Origin of the sequence: Pseudomonas wuhanensis, from assembly GCF_030687395.1 — a bacterium.
In the GTDB taxonomy this organism is placed as follows: Bacteria; Pseudomonadota; Gammaproteobacteria; order Pseudomonadales; family Pseudomonadaceae; genus Aquipseudomonas; species Aquipseudomonas wuhanensis.
Map to the genome: position 1 here is coordinate 3459702 of NZ_CP117430.1, position 15655 is coordinate 3475356.

Annotated in this window: 13 protein-coding genes; 11 read left to right on the forward strand and 2 right to left on the reverse strand. The window is 58.0% G+C overall.

What is annotated here, in order from left to right; all coding sequences use genetic code 11:
- Positions 1–194 precede the first annotated feature (194 nt).
- Genes PSH88_RS15805 through PSH88_RS15825 form a run of 5 tightly spaced genes read left to right on the forward strand, consistent with a single transcriptional unit; the run spans position 195 to position 7277 of the window.
- Positions 195–1436, forward strand: coding sequence for an MFS transporter (locus tag PSH88_RS15805; RefSeq protein WP_305421440.1), 1242 nt, complete (start codon positions 195–197; stop codon positions 1434–1436).
- 21 nt (positions 1437–1457) lie between these two features.
- Complete coding sequence (locus PSH88_RS15810; protein WP_305483292.1) at positions 1458–2588, forward strand: LuxE/PaaK family acyltransferase; 1131 nt, start codon at positions 1458–1460, stop codon at positions 2586–2588.
- A gap of 1 nt (position 2589) precedes the next feature.
- The gene (locus PSH88_RS15815; protein ID WP_305421441.1) at positions 2590–4992 is read left to right on the forward strand and encodes an aldehyde dehydrogenase family protein; all 2403 of its coding nucleotides are present in this window, start codon (positions 2590–2592) and stop codon (positions 4990–4992) included.
- 60 nt (positions 4993–5052) lie between these two features.
- Positions 5053–6342 carry an AMP-binding protein gene (locus PSH88_RS15820; protein WP_305483293.1) on the forward strand — a complete coding sequence of 430 codons (1290 nt, stop codon included), beginning with the start codon at positions 5053–5055 and terminating at the stop codon, positions 6340–6342.
- Complete coding sequence (locus PSH88_RS15825) at positions 6342–7277, forward strand: GNAT family N-acetyltransferase (RefSeq protein WP_305421442.1); 936 nt, start codon at positions 6342–6344, stop codon at positions 7275–7277. The genes PSH88_RS15820 and PSH88_RS15825 overlap by 1 nt, the downstream gene beginning before the upstream one ends.
- Here PSH88_RS15825 and PSH88_RS15830 read toward each other — a convergent pair.
- Positions 7266–8192 (reverse strand): LysR family transcriptional regulator, encoded by a 927-nt coding sequence (locus PSH88_RS15830; RefSeq protein ID WP_305421443.1) that lies wholly within the window; start codon positions 8190–8192, stop codon positions 7266–7268. The two genes, PSH88_RS15825 and PSH88_RS15830, sit on opposite strands and share 12 nt — an antisense overlap.
- 118 nt (positions 8193–8310) lie before the next feature.
- On the opposite strand from PSH88_RS15830, the gene PSH88_RS15835 reads away from it, so the two are divergent.
- Positions 8311–9306: an aldo/keto reductase gene (locus PSH88_RS15835; RefSeq protein WP_305421444.1), complete on the forward strand. Its 996-nt coding sequence runs from the start codon at positions 8311–8313 to the stop codon at positions 9304–9306.
- 46 nt (positions 9307–9352) lie between these two features.
- On the opposite strand, the gene PSH88_RS15840 is transcribed toward PSH88_RS15835, so the two are convergent.
- A complete protein-coding gene (locus PSH88_RS15840) occupies positions 9353–9880 on the reverse strand; it encodes a hypothetical protein (RefSeq protein ID WP_305421445.1) in 528 nt (175 codons plus the stop codon).
- Positions 9881–10436: 556 nt separating this feature from the next.
- Here PSH88_RS15840 and PSH88_RS15845 point away from each other — a divergent pair.
- The 5 genes from PSH88_RS15845 to glgA all read left to right on the forward strand — a co-directional run bounded on the left by PSH88_RS15845 (position 10437) and on the right by glgA (position 15651).
- Positions 10437–10883 carry a DUF411 domain-containing protein gene (locus tag PSH88_RS15845; RefSeq protein ID WP_305421446.1) on the forward strand — a complete coding sequence of 149 codons (447 nt, stop codon included), beginning with the start codon at positions 10437–10439 and terminating at the stop codon, positions 10881–10883.
- Positions 10883–11317: a YqaA family protein gene (locus PSH88_RS15850; protein ID WP_305421447.1), complete on the forward strand. Its 435-nt coding sequence runs from the start codon at positions 10883–10885 to the stop codon at positions 11315–11317. Before PSH88_RS15845 ends, PSH88_RS15850 begins: the two co-directional genes overlap by 1 nt.
- 145 nt (positions 11318–11462) lie before the next feature.
- The gene (locus PSH88_RS15855; protein WP_305421448.1) at positions 11463–12500 is read left to right on the forward strand and encodes an alpha/beta fold hydrolase; all 1038 of its coding nucleotides are present in this window, start codon (positions 11463–11465) and stop codon (positions 12498–12500) included.
- Positions 12501–12513: 13 nt separating this feature from the next.
- Positions 12514–13467 carry a D-2-hydroxyacid dehydrogenase family protein gene (locus tag PSH88_RS15860; RefSeq protein WP_305421449.1) on the forward strand — a complete coding sequence of 318 codons (954 nt, stop codon included), beginning with the start codon at positions 12514–12516 and terminating at the stop codon, positions 13465–13467.
- Between the two features lie 597 nt (positions 13468–14064).
- Positions 14065–15651, forward strand: a complete 1587-nt coding sequence (glgA, locus tag PSH88_RS15865; RefSeq protein ID WP_305421450.1) for a glycogen synthase GlgA — start codon at positions 14065–14067, stop codon at positions 15649–15651.
- The last annotated feature ends 4 nt before the right edge of the window (positions 15652–15655 follow it).

A 15655-nucleotide genomic window follows, 5' to 3' on the forward strand; every position in this document is an offset into this window, starting at 1 on the left:
TCCTATAGGGTTATTTCTTATCCAGCTGTAATTTTTTTACAAAACCCCACTCTTTTCCCCCTTGAACTTCCAATCAGACACACAGCGAAAGGTTTTGAAATTTCTAGCTTCAAATAAGCCAATGAAACGCCACATGGCTCATAGCTATTCTTGTCCTGCTGTCCGATCAAACTTCCAGCACCAACAGGAACGTCATGCGCAAACCTTTAATAGATATAAGTCCACCTCGATTACTTGGGTTTTGCCTTGCAATAACTTTTTTCGAACTTCTGACTTATATGGCCAGCGATATGATCATGCCGGCCATGTTGACCGTAACCCATCAATTGAATGCCAGCCCGAGCCATGTTCCTTACGCCTTCAATCTTTATTTGGCGGGGGGCATTTTTTTGCAATGGTTAATCGGTCCGTTGTCAGATCACTTCGGTCGTCGCAGGACGCTGCTGATCGGTTGTGCTGTATTCGCCTTCGCCTGCACCGCAGCGTTCAACGTACAGAGCATCCTTGCCTTCAACGGCTTGCGGCTGATTCAAGGCATGGGATTGGGGTTCATCATCGCGGTGAGCTATCCAGCCTTGCAAGAAATCTTCTGCGAAGCCGACGCAGTAAAAATCATGGCGTTGCTGGGAAACGTTGCGCTGCTCTCCCCGCTGCTGGGGCCCTTGCTCGGCAGCCTGATGCTGGAATGGCTCTCCTGGCGGGAGCTATTTTTACTCTTGGGGGTCAGTGGCGCGATAGCCTGGCTCGGGCTTTACCTGTTCATGCCGGAAACCGTGGGCACCTTGCGCCATGACGGACAGCGACTGACGGCAGTGCCTTTTGAATGGGGCGGTACGCTGCGCCGCTATACAGCCTTGCTCACCAACCCGCCATTTCTGAGCGCAACCGTCGCCCTGGGCCTGATGAGCTTGCCGCTGATTGCATGGATCGGGCTGGCGCCACTCTTGCTGATCCAGCACCAGGGGCTTTCCCCGCTGCGCTATGGCCTATGGCAGATCCCGGTATTTGCGGCCGTCATTTTCGGCAATCTGATACTCAACCGATTGATTGCCAATACTGAGCTACCCCAACTGATTCGCTACGCGTTCTGGCCACTTTGCGGCGGCCTCATCGCCTTGGCCGTCATTTCTTTTACCGGCACTTCAACAGTCCTGTTGGTCAGTTGCCTGTCCCTTTACGCCATCGGTCTTGGCATGAGCAATGCCGCACTCTACCGGCTCGCACTGTTTTCCAGCGACGACAGCAAAGGCCTGGTGTCGGCCATGGTTGGTATGATTTCCATCGCCGTCATGGGTGGCGGCGGCTCGATTATCACTGAGCTGGGTGCCGGTGACAGCCTTGAAGCCTTTGCCTTGATGGCCGGTCTCGCGGGGCTCTTGTGCCTGCTGCCCTTGCGATTGTTTTTGCGACGCTCCCCCATCGCGCATGCCGTCTGACACTACACCATAGGTCTTTAGATGATCCATCTACCCCACACCGATGCGCTTTGCGCGTTGACGCAACCCTATTGCCTGGATTCCGTGCCGGAAGGCCTGTTCGACCAGGCCATGGGTGAAGTCAGCCTGTTTCATTGTCACCACACACCTGGCTACGAACGCTGGCTGAACGCCAACGGCCTTGATGCCAACGCCCTGGAAACGCTGGACGATTGGTCAAGGCTACCGCCGATTTTCGCCAATTACTTCAAACGTCATTCGGTGTTCAGTCCCACTGGCGAAGGTGCGCTGGAGCTGACATCGTCCGGCACCAGCGGCCAGAAAAGCTGCATGCGCTACGATCCTCGCAGCATGGCCGCCGCCCAAGGCATGGTGAGCCATATTTTCCGGCACTACGGCTGGGATACTCCACACAGCCCCTGCAATTACCTGCTCCTGAGCTATGAACCCGAGGCAGCCATCACCCTTGGCACGGCCTATACCGATCAATTTCTGTGCAGCTATGCCCCCGTCAACCGAGTCGTTTACGGCTTGCGTCTGATCGGCAAAGGCCACGAGTTCGACCTCTTCGGTGTCATTCGCACCCTGCAGGAGTTTGCCGAGGAAGGATTGCCCGTTCGTATTCTCGGTTTTCCGGCGTTCCTTTCGCATGCCCTTCAGCGCATGGAGGACACGGGCGTGGCCGATTTGCAGTTGCCTGCCCAGTCACTGGTATTTCTGGGTGGAGGCTGGAAAACCCAGGCGGCACAGGAAATTCCCCTCCATCAGCTGTATGCCCGAATCAACCGGCAATTGGGTATCGACCTGTCCCGCTGCCGGGACGGTTATGGCGCCGTAGAGCATGCCGTGCCCTATATCCAGTGTGCCCACCATCATTTTCATGTACCGATCTACTCGAAGGTTTTCGTGCGCGCCCCATCCGATTTCACTGTCCAGCCATACGGCCAGCGCGGCTTGCTGGAGTTCGTTTCTCCCTACATTTCGTCGAGCCCTGCCCATGCCGTGGTCATGGGCGATCTGGCGACATTGCACCCCGGCGCCAGTTGCGGATGCGGCCTGGCGACGGATTGGTTCGAGCTGCATGGCCGTGCCGGCACCAGCGCCAGTCGCAGCTGCGCCATGGCCGCTTCTGAATTGATCGGGAGGGCTTGATATGTACCTGATCAATGGCCAACTGCGTGACGACGTTACCCCGGAAAGGGTACTCGAGCTCCTTGAACAACAACTGCCCCGGCTGCTGGCTGCACCAATCGATAGCGAAACCGTCATCGAGTCCGCCGCTCGCTTTGCCACGCAGTTGCAGGCTCGCCACCTGGATCTACCCCTCGATGACGATCAATATCAGGGACTGATCGATTTCTGCCAGCGCAGCAACCTGAGCACCAAGCTTGATCGGGAACTGGGCCTGCAACCGCGTTCGCTGCGACTTATTGACTACCGGCAACCGTGCTTCGAAAGCTGGCACCCGTTGGGGCTGGTGGTGCATATCACCCCGGGCAACGCACCGTTGCTGGCGTTCTGCGCGGTGCTCGAAAGTCTGTTGGCCGGCAACATCAACTGGCTGCGCCCCAGCGCCAGCGATCAGGGTTTGACCGCGCAGTTGCTCGCCACCCTTGTGCGGTGCGACACCAGCGGCAGACTGGCCGAATTCGTAGCGGTTCTACCGGTGGACACCTCTCATATCACTCAACTCTGCGCCAAGGCCGATGGGGTATCCGCCTGGGGCGGAGAAGCGGCGCTTAAATCGATCCGCCAACAGATCCCGTCCGGCTGTCGCTGGATCGATTGGGGACACAAGATCAGCTTCGCCTACCTGTCACTTGATGCGGCGACGCCTTCGGCGCTCGATGCATTGGCGGATGAAGTCTGTCGACTGGATCAACAAGCGTGTTCCAGCCCTCAATGGGTGCTGGTGGACAGCAACGATCCGGCCGTCTTGCAGAACCTCGGAGATCGACTGGCCGAAGCCCTCAACCGTCGCGCCCCGCAATGGCCGGCGTTGGTGCCGACAGATCAGGAAGCGTCGGAAATCACTACCCGCACCGCCATGGCGCGGCTGGATCAGAGCTTCAAGAACCAGATCGGCCAAGTGTGGACCGGCCCCGGATGGCGGGTCATCTGGGAGCACCATCAGAAGCTGGCACCGTCGCCGCTGTTTCGTACGGTGCTGCTCAAACCGGTTCCGCGGCACCTGCTCAGCGAGACGCTGTTGCCCTGGCGCACCGTCCTGCAAAGCTGCGCGCTGATGTGTCCCTCGGCAGACACCCCCGCGCTCGTTCGAACATTGGTCAATGCCGGCGTCAGCCGCATTGCGCCTTGCGAGTCGATTCATGACGGCTACGCCGGCGAGCCTCACGATGGCGTCTACGCGCTGTCGCGTCTGAGTCGCCGCCTCTCGGTGACTCTGCCCCCGGATGCCTCGACTGGCCGTGCAACGCTCGATCCGCTTCCGCCCGACCCTGACACAGCCCATGCCCCCATCATGGACAAAGACACGTTCATGACCCAGCCAATCGTCTCCGCAACACAGTTGTACTTCCGCTCCGGCGGTAGCAGCGGGACTCCGGCCCTGGCCGGCTTCAGCTACCGAGACTTTCAACGACAAATGCGCGCCGCGGCTGATGGCCTGTTCTGTGTCGGGCTCGATCCGTCACAGGACCGGGTGATGAACCTGTTCTACGGCGGCAACCTTTATGGTGGTTTTTTCAGTTTCTCGAACATTCTTGAACAGATGGGCGTTGTGCATTTACCCATGGGGGCCCCCCAGGACGATGACTTCAGCGAAATCACCCGACTGATCGTGGAGCAGCATGTCAACGTGCTGATCGGCATGCCCAGTACGCTGCATTGCTTGTTCCTTAAAGAGCAGGCACGACTTCGCGCCTATGCCGGTATCAGCAAAGTATTCCTTGGCGGCGAACATCCGGGCGAGGCCAGTCGGCGCCTGATGGAAAGCTGTGGGGTGTCGACGATTCGCTCTGCCATCTATGGCTCCGTCGATGCAGGCCCCTTGGGGCATGCCTGCCCGGCAACCGCGAACGGCATATTTCACTTGATGAGCGAAACCCAGCATCTGGAAATAGTTCAGCTCGAACAGGATGTGCCGGTGCAGGCCAATGAAATCGGTCGTCTGCTGTTTACGTCCCGCGCCCGGCAAGGTCAGCGCGTGTACCGATATGACATCGGCGACACCGGCCGCTGGATACCCGGGGCCTGCCCTTGCGGACTGGAAACGCCGCGATTCGAGCTGCTACAGCGGCATGGAAAGCTGGTGCGAATTGGCACGGAACTCATTTCACCTTCGGCGCTGGAACACAGCGTAGGAGTGCCCATTCAAGTTGTCCTGGACCACACCGCCAGCGGAGTCGAACGCATGCAAGTTCGAGCAGATGCGGATGCCGACTGGGTACGCCAAAAACTGCTGACCCATGAAGCATTGGCAAATGCGGTGAGTGCTGCACTTTTAATTGTGGAGGTGACCCTGTGCGCCGAACAAACCTTCACCCGAAACAAACATAGCGGTAAAACACCATTAATTATCGATCAAAGAAAATAAAAGCAGACACTTCGATGATGCTGCTTTCTGACAAAAACACCTGACAAAAAAGAGAACCCAGTGAACCCAACTTATTCGCTTGAACAATTAGTACCTTATATAAGGCAACACTCAAATTTTTACAGCAAACACCTGGAGCATTTGCCCTCGAAGGGTATTACTTTAAAAGATCTGCCACTAACCGACGTATCCGACTATTGGGCCGGCAGCAACGATTTGAGTCATTGGCCGGTCCTGACCGGAAACGTCGATGATGCGCTGGTGTTTAAAACCGGAGGTTCGACCAGTCAGGGCAAACTGGCGGTTTACTCCTGCGAGGAATGGCAAACACTGGTCAGTACATTCGGAAACAGTCTCTCCTCTCAACTGAACAATGGCGACCGCGTCGCCAATCTGTTCTTTTCAGGGGATCTCTATGCCAGTTTTCTGTTTATCCACGATTCCCTGGCCCATGTCGGACGATCCATCTGTGAATTTCCGTTTACCGGAGACGTCGAGCTGGACGTATTGGCGGATGCCATAGAGCGGTATCGGATCAGCGTTCTGGCCGGAGTGCCGGCACAACTGCTGCGATTCTGCGCCTACCTGGCGCAGCATCGGCGTGTGTTGTGCGGAGTCGAGACGCTGTTATATGGAGGTGAAAGCCTGTTTGCCCCGCAGTTGGCAATCCTCGGGGAAGTGTTCCCCAATGCCCGTATCGCCTCAATCGGCTATGCCAGCGTAGACGCCGGGCTGATAGGCGCCAGTGACCGCGACTGTGCATTGGGCGAGCATCGAGTGTTCGATCAACAAACCCTGTTGGAAATCGTCGATGAACACACCGGTGAAGTGATTGAAGAATGCGATCGCACCGGCTTGTTGGTACTGACCAACCTGACACGCCGGCTTATGCCGCTGCTGCGTTACCCGGTGGGCGACCGTGCCTGTTGGCGTGAGCCGGCCGCAACCCCGAGGCGTAAATTCGCGCTCAAAGGGCGCGGTGCCCACAGTCAACGAATACGAGTCGGCGTTCTATCGCTGTTCACCGAAGAAATACACGAGATCGTTCAGCGTGTAGCGCACAGCGAACAATGGCAATTGCTGATCGAACAGACCGGCACCAAGGATCTGTTGAGCGTGAAGTGGGTGCCCGATCCTCAGTTGCAAGCCGTCGACTCGATGCTCCGCGCATTGCATGAAGCGCTGCTTGCCCACTACCCCGCCATCGACAACCTGATCCGTCAGGGTCTGCTGGAGTTGCGAGTGCTGGCCTGCGCAACCACCGACCTGAAGCTTCACCCTCGTTCAGGCAAACAACTGCGGGTGCTGGATTCGCGCGTGTATGACGTTCTCCCACTGGAGCCCGTGTGATGAACCGGTTGATTGTTCGGCCCTTCCGTCCCTCCGACTCCATTGCCGTGAGCCAGTTATTCCGAGAGGTCTACGGCGATCATTATGTTCAGCCAGATATCTACCTGCCGAACATGATCAGTCAGCACCACGCCGAAGGCAGCTGGCAATCGATGGTAGCCGTGGACGACGGCCGCGTTCTCGGGCATGCCGCGTTGTGTCGTGACACGCCTTCAAGTACCGCGGAACTGGCCCTCAGCGTGGTGCACCCCGCCGCCCAGGGGCAGAATCTCGCGACCCGCCTGGGCCTTGAGCTACTGAAGCAGTCAGACTCTGTGGGGCTCAAGAGTGTCTCGATCAAGCAAGTGACCCACCATCCCTACACTCAACGCATGGCGGAAAAAATCGGCTTCCACAGCACTGGCTTGCTTCCTGACTTTGTCCCTTCGCCCTTCGCTGAACCCTTTCCGGAAACCATCGTGATGGGCTGCCACCTGATCGCCGGACACATGCGCCCGCTCCCCGACATCCCTTGGCCCGAAAGCTGCCGGGCGTTTATGCAGCACTTGTGTTCGGTGTTTGGAACCCACCAGGACAAGACATCACGGCCCGCGATGCCCTTGCAAATAAAGCAACAGCAGCATCGGTTCGACATTGTCATTCAGCGTTTGAACACGCGTTTGCTTGAGCAGATCAGCCAACTACCCAGGCACTGGCTGATCTCGGCACGACTCGAACTGTCCCGGCACTTCGCCCGGGACGTGCACAGTTTTTCGGCTCTGGGCTTCGCCTTCACCGGCCTGATTCCCACGCCAGGTGACGATGGCTGGTTTGCATTGTTTCATCGAGGCGCACAGGTTCGATCCCTCAATCTGCATTGCGTGCACATGCAACAGTTGCATGACGACATGCAGCAGAACGCCAACGCCTCTATTGGTAACCGCTCAGCCGCGTGAGTCATCTCTATAAAACCCATTGGCCGACTGCGCACAGAGTTCCACCATCCAGTCGACGAACACCCGCACCCGCCGGGACAACTGGCGATGAGGAGGATAGAGCGCCGTCAGCGGCATACCCGGTGGCGGCACGTCCCTCAGGACCTCGATCAAACGCCCCTCCTTCAGTTGGCGGGCAACGTGATAATACGGAGTCTGAACCAAGCCATATCCCGCCTCACAGGCTGCCAGATAGCCATCAGCGCTATTGACCGAGACGTGCTTGGGCAGGTCGATCAACCGCAACTGATCATCGAGTACAAATTCCAGTCCGTAGCGTTTGCCGGTGTCATTGGAAAAGTATTCCACCATCTGGTGCCCCTTCAGATCCTCCAGACACAGCGGAGTCCCGCAACGCTGCAAGTAATCCGGGCTGGCACAGGTGACTTGATCCATCACGCCCAGCGGTCGTGCCACCAGTGAGTCGTCCAGGGTCGAGCCACCCCGCAACACGCAATCGATACCTTCGCGGATCAGATCCACAGGCCGGTCATTCAAACCGATTTCCAGTTCGATCAATGGATACCGGGCAGTGAATTGCGGCAAGGCCGGAATCACGATCAAACGCCCCACTCCCGCCGGCATATCCACTCGCAACAGACCCTTGGGGTTGTGGCGAGCAGCGGAAAATACCGCTTCGGTCTCCTCCAGATCCGCCAGCAGCCGCACACAACGCGGGTAATAGGCTGCGCCATCGAGCGTCAGGCTGATCTGCCGGGTGGTGCGTTGCAGCAGTTGCACGCCCAGATGTGCCTCAAGTTGCTTGATCAGAATGGTCACCGAAGCCCGGGGCAACTGCAGGCTGTCCGCCGCTTTGGCAAAGCCGCCCAGTTCGACGATTCGGGTGAATACGCGCATGGCATTGAAACGATCCATTGCTTTGGCTTACCGGCTGATTATTTAGAAATTACAAATAGTGATAGCAGTTTTAGCCGGTTTATCTTGTTTCTGTCGAGGTCAACAATAGGATTTCAATTCACAGGGAGCTGATTTCATGCAAACACGTCAACTGGGCAAAAACGGTCCGCAGGTTAGCGCGATCGGTCTGGGCTGCATGGGCATGACCGATTTCTACACCACGGGCGTGGACACCCGCGAAGCCACGGCCACTTTGCACCGCGCGCTGGAATTGGGGATCAACCTGCTCGATACCGCAGACATGTATGGCCCACATACCAATGAAGCGCTGATCGGCAAAGCCATTGCAGGCAAGCGTGACCAGGTGTTTCTGGCCAGCAAGTTCGGCATTGTCCGCGACCCATCCAATCCCGGTGCACGGGGCGTCAACGGTCGACCGGAATACATTCGCGACGCTATCGACGGCACCCTAAAGCGCCTTGGCGTGGAAACCCTGGATTTGTATTACCAACACCGCATCGATCCGCAGGTGGCCATCGAGGAAACCGTCGGCGCCATGGCAGAACTGGTGAAAGCCGGCAAGGTGCGTTACCTGGGCTTGAGTGAAGCATCGGTCGCCACGCTGGAGCGAGCGAACAAGGTTCATCCGATCAGCGCACTGCAAAGTGAGTATTCGTTGTGGAGTCGCGATCAGGAGGAAAACGGTTGCCTGGCCGCGTGCCAACGCCTGGGCGTTGCCTTTGTGCCTTACAGTCCGTTGGGCCGGGGCTTTTTGACCGGTGCCCTGAGAAGCCCGGATGATTTCGCCGCCGACGACTACCGCCGCTTCAGCCCACGTTTTCAAGGGAAAAACTTCGCAAAGAACCTGTTGTTGGTGCAGCAGGTGCAGGCTTTGGCCGCCGACAAGGGCGTGACCGCGGGCCAACTGGCATTGGCGTGGGTCTTGGCCCAAGGGGATTATCTGATTCCGATTCCAGGCACCAAACAGCGTAAATACCTGGAAGAAAATGTGGCCGCGCTGGATGTGAAGCTGAGCCGCGAAGAGTTGCTGGCCCTGGAAGCGATATTCCCGGCCAATGCCACGGCAGGCCTGCGTTATCCAGAAGAAGTCATGAGGTTGCTTGACCGATAGCAGGTGCCTGGCCCGTTCGATAGTTGAGCGGGCCAGTTGCCGAACATCACGCTCTGGAGTTGACCCCCTTGTCGGTCGGGGTCGTACCGTTGCCCTTGCCGTAAGTTTGCAAGTTCTGCAGTACGTAGATCGCCGTCTTGTATTCAGGGATCAGGCCAGCGGCGTACTTGTCACCCTTGATACTGTTGTTCTGAATGGTGTCCAGTTGCGTGGCGAAATACTCCAGCGCATTGAACTTCGCATCCGGGTCTTTCTGAACGCCAAACCGGTCAAACTTGTCACCGGCATTAAGCAAGGTCATCGAAGTAATATCGGAAATCAGGCCTTTGGCTCTCAAGAAGGCACTGAGATTGCCCAATTGCTTGGCGGAGACATTTTCCGGATCGAAGCCCTTGATGTTCCTGTGCAGTTTCTGTTCATCCATTTTCGCCGTATTCAGCGCATTGGGATTACTTCCCACCAGTGCCAGCATCTGCTTGACCCTGGCGCTGTGGGTGACAGGCTTGCCGCTGCCGGTATCCTTGACCAATAAACCTGCCTTGCTCGTCCAGGCACCTGTATAGCCGATTGTCATGACCGGGCTCCCGACTGTGTGGCGGGATGCCGATCATCCAAAACACACAGACGTCCTTGTGAGGCGACCATAAAAGTTCCTTGTTTAACCGAGTTAAGTGCGCGCGAGTATCGGTGCGCGCTCTAACGTCACCAACAAATATTTCCGTTTTTTACAAATTTTATACATTTACGATACATACCAGAAAGCGCCTTGTTTCATTGCTCTACATGAACTTTTCGATAGGGGCGCAAATAACTAATCAAGTCTTTATGTACGCCTTGGTTAGTTTGTTTGTATCGAGGGTGCCGGGCAAACCAGTCACAGGCTGGCATCCCCCCTGTGGCGAGGGAGCTTGCTCCCGCTAGGGCGCGCAGCGGCCCCAAATCTGCCACCGCGCCGATCCAGATAGAACGCAGGTGTCTGTTTTACGACTGCTTCGCAGCCGAGCGGGAGCAAGCTCCCTCGCCACAAATGCTTTACTCATGCTGTATTACTTCGAAACAATCCGCCTCCTCTTCACCAGAGAAAAAGATCAAAATACATCTTTTTGGCTACAACCCGAGACGAGATCCCCATGCGAACCCACCTGCGTCTGGCCGCCCTGAGCGCCCTCTTCATCTCTTCCCTGGCCCAGGCCGCCGAGCTGATCCCCATCGAAGTTCACCGCGACGCCAATTGCGGCTGCTGCAAAAAATGGGTCAGCCATCTGGAAGCCAACGGTTTCAAAGTTGAAGACCATGTCGAAGCCGACATGAGCCAATTCAAGCAACAACACGGCGTGCCACCTCGCCTCGCGTCGTGTCACACCGGCCTTATCAATGGCAAATTCGTCGAAGGCCATGTACCTGCCGATCAAGTACTGGCCTTGAGCAAGCGTGACGATCTGTTGGGGGTTGCCGCCCCCGGCATGCCCATGGGCTCGCCCGGCATGGAAATGGACGGCATGAGCGATGCCTATCAGGTGATCGGCCTGAAAAAGGACGGCACTGACGTGGTGGTGGCGGACTACCCCGCCCATTGATGCTCGGCGCATACATCGGGCTGTTTCTCGCGGCGTTCGGTGCTGCAACCCTGCTGCCTTTGCAATCCGAAGCAGTGCTGGTGGGGTTGTTGCTCAGCGACCAGTATTGGCTCTGGTCGCTGCTGGCAGTGGCAACGCTGGGCAACGTGCTGGGTTCGCTGCTGAACTGGTGGCTGGGGCGCGGCATTGAGCGGTTTCACGATCGGCGCTGGTTTCCGGTCAGCCCCCGCCATCTCAAGCAAGCCCAAAAGCACTATCAGCGTTACGGCCATTGGTCGTTGCTACTAAGCTGGGTGCCTATCATCGGCGACCCTCTGACGCTTGTGGCTGGCATCATGCGCGAGCCGCTGGGGCGTTTCCTGGTGATCGTGACGCTCGCCAAGGGCGCCCGCTATGGTGTGTTGGCCCTTGCTACGCTGGGGTGGATGAGTTGAACGACCATGCAGGCTCGACAGCTGCTACAAAGAATGCGTCGCTGCTGAAATCGCTTAACTGACCGGCATTACGGCCGTGACCTCTGTTTAATGTCACCCTAATCATGCCGATCCAGCATCGGCAGATTTCCTGTGGAGCTCACCCATGTCGCGCATTTTCTCCCGCTGGTTACCGGGCCTGCTGCTGACGGCGGCCCTGCCCGCTCTTTCGCACGCCCAATCCCAAACCGAAACGCCGGAATACGGCCCGCAACTTGAGGGCTTCGAGTACCCCTACACGGTCAAGCACTTCGCCTTTGAGTCCCAGGGCAAATCCCTGCAGATGGGTTACATGGACATTGCCGCCCAAGGCAAGGTCAATGGACGCAGCGTGGTGCTGATGCACGGCAAGAACTTCTGCGGCGCGACCTGGGACAGCTCGATCAAGGCGCTGAGCGAGGCCGGTTACCGGGTCATCGCGCCGGACCAGATTGGCTTTTGCACCTCCAGCAAACCGGACCACTATCAATACAGTTTCCAGCAACTGGCGTCCAACACCCAGCAACTGCTCAAGGCCCTCGGCATCCAGAAGGCCACCCTGCTCGGCCACTCTACCGGCGGCATGCTCGCTACCCGCTATGCGCTGCAATACCCCGATCAAGTCGAACAACTGGCGCTGGTCAATCCCATCGGCCTGGAAGACTGGAAAGCCCTCGGCGTGCCGTATCGCACGGTTGATCAATGGTATGAACGCGAGCTGAACGTTACGGCGCAAGGTATCCACGACTACCAACGCAGCACCTATTACGATGGCCGCTGGAAGCCGGAGTTCGATCGTTGGGTGAACATGTACGCAGGCCTGGCCAAAGGGCCGGGCAAAACAGCGGTGGCGTGGAACTCGGCGCTGATCTACGACATGATCTTCACCCAACCGGTGTACTACGAGTTCAAGGACCTGAAGGTACCGACCCTGCTGCTGATCGGCACCTCCGACACCACGGCCATCAACAAAGACATCGCACCGCCCGAGGTGAAGGCGAAAATCGGTCATTACGACGTACTCGGCAAGCAAGTGGCGAAATTGATTCCACAGTCGACGCTGATTGAATTCCCGGGCCTTGGCCACGCGCCGCAAATGGAAGAGCCGGCGAAGTTCCATCAGGCATTACTCGACTGGCTGAACAAAACCAATCCCGTTCGTTGATGAGGTAAGGCTGATGGCAGTGCAGATTGCGGTGATCGATGACTGGCAGGACGTCGCTCGCGACGTGGTGGACTGGTCGGTGCTGGACAGCATCGGCCAGGTGAGTTTTATCCATGACTACCCTGCCGACAACGAAACCCTGGCCGAACGCCTGGGCGCATTCGAGGTGATCTGCGTGATGCGCGAGCGCACCCGGTTCGACGAAGACCTGCTGCGCCGCTTGCCCGCACTAAAACTGCTGGTCACTGGCGGCATGCGCAACGCCGCCCTGGACCTGAAAGCCGCCGCCGCGCTGGGTATTCAGGTCTGCGGCACCGACAGCTACAAACATGCCGCCCCCGAGCTGACCTGGGCGCTGATCATGGCCGCGACCCGCAACCTGGTGGCCGAAGCCAACGCCTTGCGCGCAGGCCAATGGCAGCAAGGGCTGGGCGGCGACCTGCAGGGCAAGACCTTGGCGATCCTCGGTCTGGGCAGCATCGGTCAACGGGTAGCCCGGTTCGGTCAGGTGTTCGGCATGCGGGTGATTGCCTGGAGCGAAAACCTGACCGCCGAACGGGCCGCCGAAGTCGACGTCACCTATGTCAGCAAGCAGGAACTGTTCGAGCAGGCCGATGTGTTGTCGGTCCATCTGGTGCTCAGCGAGCGCAGCCGAGGGCTGGTGGACACTCAGGCACTGGACTGGATGAAACCCACGGCATGGCTGATCAATACGGCTCGCGGGCCGATCGTCGATGAGTCGGCGTTGATCAAGGCGCTTCAGAAACAACGCCTGGCGGGCGCTGCGCTGGACGTGTTCGAGCACGAACCGTTGCCCCGTCATCATCCCTTCCGGACACTGGACAATGTGCTGGCCACGCCTCATGTCGGGTATGTCAGCCGGCAGAATTACCAACTGTTCTTTTCGCAAATGATCGAGGACATACAGGCCTGGGCGGCTGGGAAGCCGGTTCGGATTCTTAGCTGAGACCGCGTTATCGTTCATCGCGGGCAAGCCACGCTCCCACAGGTTTGGCGTCATGCCCATTGCCGGCGTCCGACACAAATCCTGTGGGAGCGTGGCTTGCACGCGAAGAGGCCCTAAAACTCACCACGCCTCCCCAAATAATCCGCACCACAATGGCGCACATAACCTCCCATCACGCCCGATTAGCGTGACCTCCCGGTCCCGATCTGACCCACACCAGAAAATAAACCTGCCCTTCGTCGGTGCGGCTCCCCGCAAAGCCTCGTGTTTATACCCTCACCCAACCGATTGTCGAACAATTTCACCCGTTGACCGACCCCGCTCTAAGTTCTGGCCTAGACTGATTTTCGCGGAGTAAAACCGGCTGGTCATTCGGTGAAAATAATCGAAACTTTTGGTGCTGGCCTCGTGTCAGGTGAAAGGTAGGGCCACAGCGACTGGTGCATTCCTTGCAACAGCCACTTCACCCATTCTGCTTCAGCGCATGGGCAGCACTTGCTCACCGATGCGTAGCGCGTTTGCGCCCGGCCACAGGATTTGGCCACGAATACCGTTTGTGCCAGGCCTAGAATTAGATCAACAACACGGGAGATTCATATGATCAGTGCGGCTTTAGATATTCAGGGAGAACGTGCTCATCAGCAGGTCGGGGAAACGAGCACCGTTGGTGTCCTCAGTGCCAAATCGATCAACATGCCGATCCCCAAGACACTGGCACCGGTAGCCAGTCAGAATCCCAATAAAAAGAAAGTCCTGTTCGTCACCTCGGAGATTGCCGACCTGGTAAAGACCGGAGGTCTTGGCGACGTTTCCGCCGCACTGCCGCGGGCCATGGCGCATCTGCACGATGTCCGGGTGTTGATCCCCGGTTACCCGCAAGTGCTGAACAGCGAAAACCCGATTCATATCATTGGTGAACTGGGCGGGCACGCCGCGTTGCCACCCTGCAAGATCGGGCGCATGGACATGCCCGACGGCCTGGTCATTTACGTGTTGATCTGCCCTGAATTGTACGAGCGCGAAGGTTCACCTTATGGCGCCAACAACGGCCGCGACTGGCCGGACAACCATATTCGTTTCGCCCGGCTGGGCCTCGCAGCAGCCGATATCGCCGCCAATCTCGCCCAAATTCACTGGTGCCCCGACCTGGTGCATGCCCACGACTGGCCCGCTGGCCTGGCCCCCGCCTATATGCACTGGCGCGGCCAACGCACCCCGACCCTGTTCACCATCCACAATCTGGCATACCAGGGCGTCACCAGCCTCGGCTCGTGCCCGGAACTCGGTATCCCCATGCACGCCTTGCAACAGGAAGGCATGGAGTTTTACGGCAAGATGTCATTCCTCAAGGCCGGCATGGCCTACTCGAGCCACATCACCACCGTCAGCGCCACTTATGCCCAGGAAATCACCACGCCGGCCTTCGGCTGCGGTCTCGACGGTTTTCTCGCCGCCAAGACCCAGCAGGGTCTGCTCAGCGGGATTCCCAATGGCATCGATGAAAGCTGGGATGCAGCGACTGATCCGCATCTGTTCCACCCGTTCGGCATCGGCGATTGGGAGGGTAAAGCCGTCAACGCCGCGCACGTTCGCAGGCTGTTCGATCTCGAAGACTCCAAAGGTCCACTGTTCGCCGTGGTTTCGCGGCTGGTCTACCAGAAAGGCCTGGACCTGACCGAAGCGGTGGCTGAATACATCGTCGCCAACGGCGGGCAGATCGCGATCATCGGCCGTGGCGAACCGGAAGAAGAACAAGCCATGCGTGAACTGGCGTTGCGCTTCCCCGGGCAAATCGGCGTGCACATCGGCTTCAATGAAACCGACGCTCGCCGGATGTTCGCCGGCAGTGATTTCCTGCTGATGCCTTCGCGTTACGAACCCTGCGGCCTGAGCCAGATGTATGCCCAGCGTTTCGGTTCATTGCCGGTGGCCCGCAATACCGGCGGCCTGGCCGACACCATTGAAAACGGCGTGACCGGTTTCCTCTTCGACGAATCCACGGTAGAGAGTTATCGCGAAGCCCTGGGCCGCGCGTTCAAGGTGTTCGCCTTCCCCGGCCTGCTCAACGCCATGCGTTGCCGGGCCATGGCGGCGCCCTTCAACTGGTGCAAGGCTGTCGAGCCCTACGCCGAACTCTACGAACAACTGGTGACTAAAGCGCTGGGAAAATCGGGCAAACAGTAAGAGG

Excerpts from the sequence above, each read along its gene's own strand:
- PSH88_RS15840 (WP_305421445.1), bottom strand. The coding sequence starts at position 9,880 with ATGACAATCGGCTATACAGGTGCCTGGACGAGCAAGGCAGGTTTATTG.
- PSH88_RS15860 (WP_305421449.1), top strand. The coding sequence starts at position 12,514 with ATGGCAGTGCAGATTGCGGTGATCGATGACTGGCAGGACGTCGCTCGC.
- glgA (WP_305421450.1), top strand. The coding sequence starts at position 14,065 with ATGATCAGTGCGGCTTTAGATATTCAGGGAGAACGTGCTCATCAGCAG.
- PSH88_RS15850 (WP_305421447.1), top strand. The coding sequence starts at position 10,883 with ATGCTCGGCGCATACATCGGGCTGTTTCTCGCGGCGTTCGGTGCTGCA.
- PSH88_RS15805 (WP_305421440.1), top strand. The coding sequence starts at position 195 with ATGCGCAAACCTTTAATAGATATAAGTCCACCTCGATTACTTGGGTTT.
- PSH88_RS15830 (WP_305421443.1), bottom strand. The coding sequence starts at position 8,192 with ATGGATCGTTTCAATGCCATGCGCGTATTCACCCGAATCGTCGAACTG.
- PSH88_RS15810 (WP_305483292.1), top strand. The coding sequence starts at position 1,458 with ATGATCCATCTACCCCACACCGATGCGCTTTGCGCGTTGACGCAACCC.
- PSH88_RS15845 (WP_305421446.1), top strand. The coding sequence starts at position 10,437 with ATGCGAACCCACCTGCGTCTGGCCGCCCTGAGCGCCCTCTTCATCTCT.
- PSH88_RS15825 (WP_305421442.1), top strand. The coding sequence starts at position 6,342 with ATGAACCGGTTGATTGTTCGGCCCTTCCGTCCCTCCGACTCCATTGCC.
- PSH88_RS15835 (WP_305421444.1), top strand. The coding sequence starts at position 8,311 with ATGCAAACACGTCAACTGGGCAAAAACGGTCCGCAGGTTAGCGCGATC.
- PSH88_RS15855 (WP_305421448.1), top strand. The coding sequence starts at position 11,463 with ATGTCGCGCATTTTCTCCCGCTGGTTACCGGGCCTGCTGCTGACGGCG.
- PSH88_RS15815 (WP_305421441.1), top strand. The coding sequence starts at position 2,590 with ATGTACCTGATCAATGGCCAACTGCGTGACGACGTTACCCCGGAAAGG.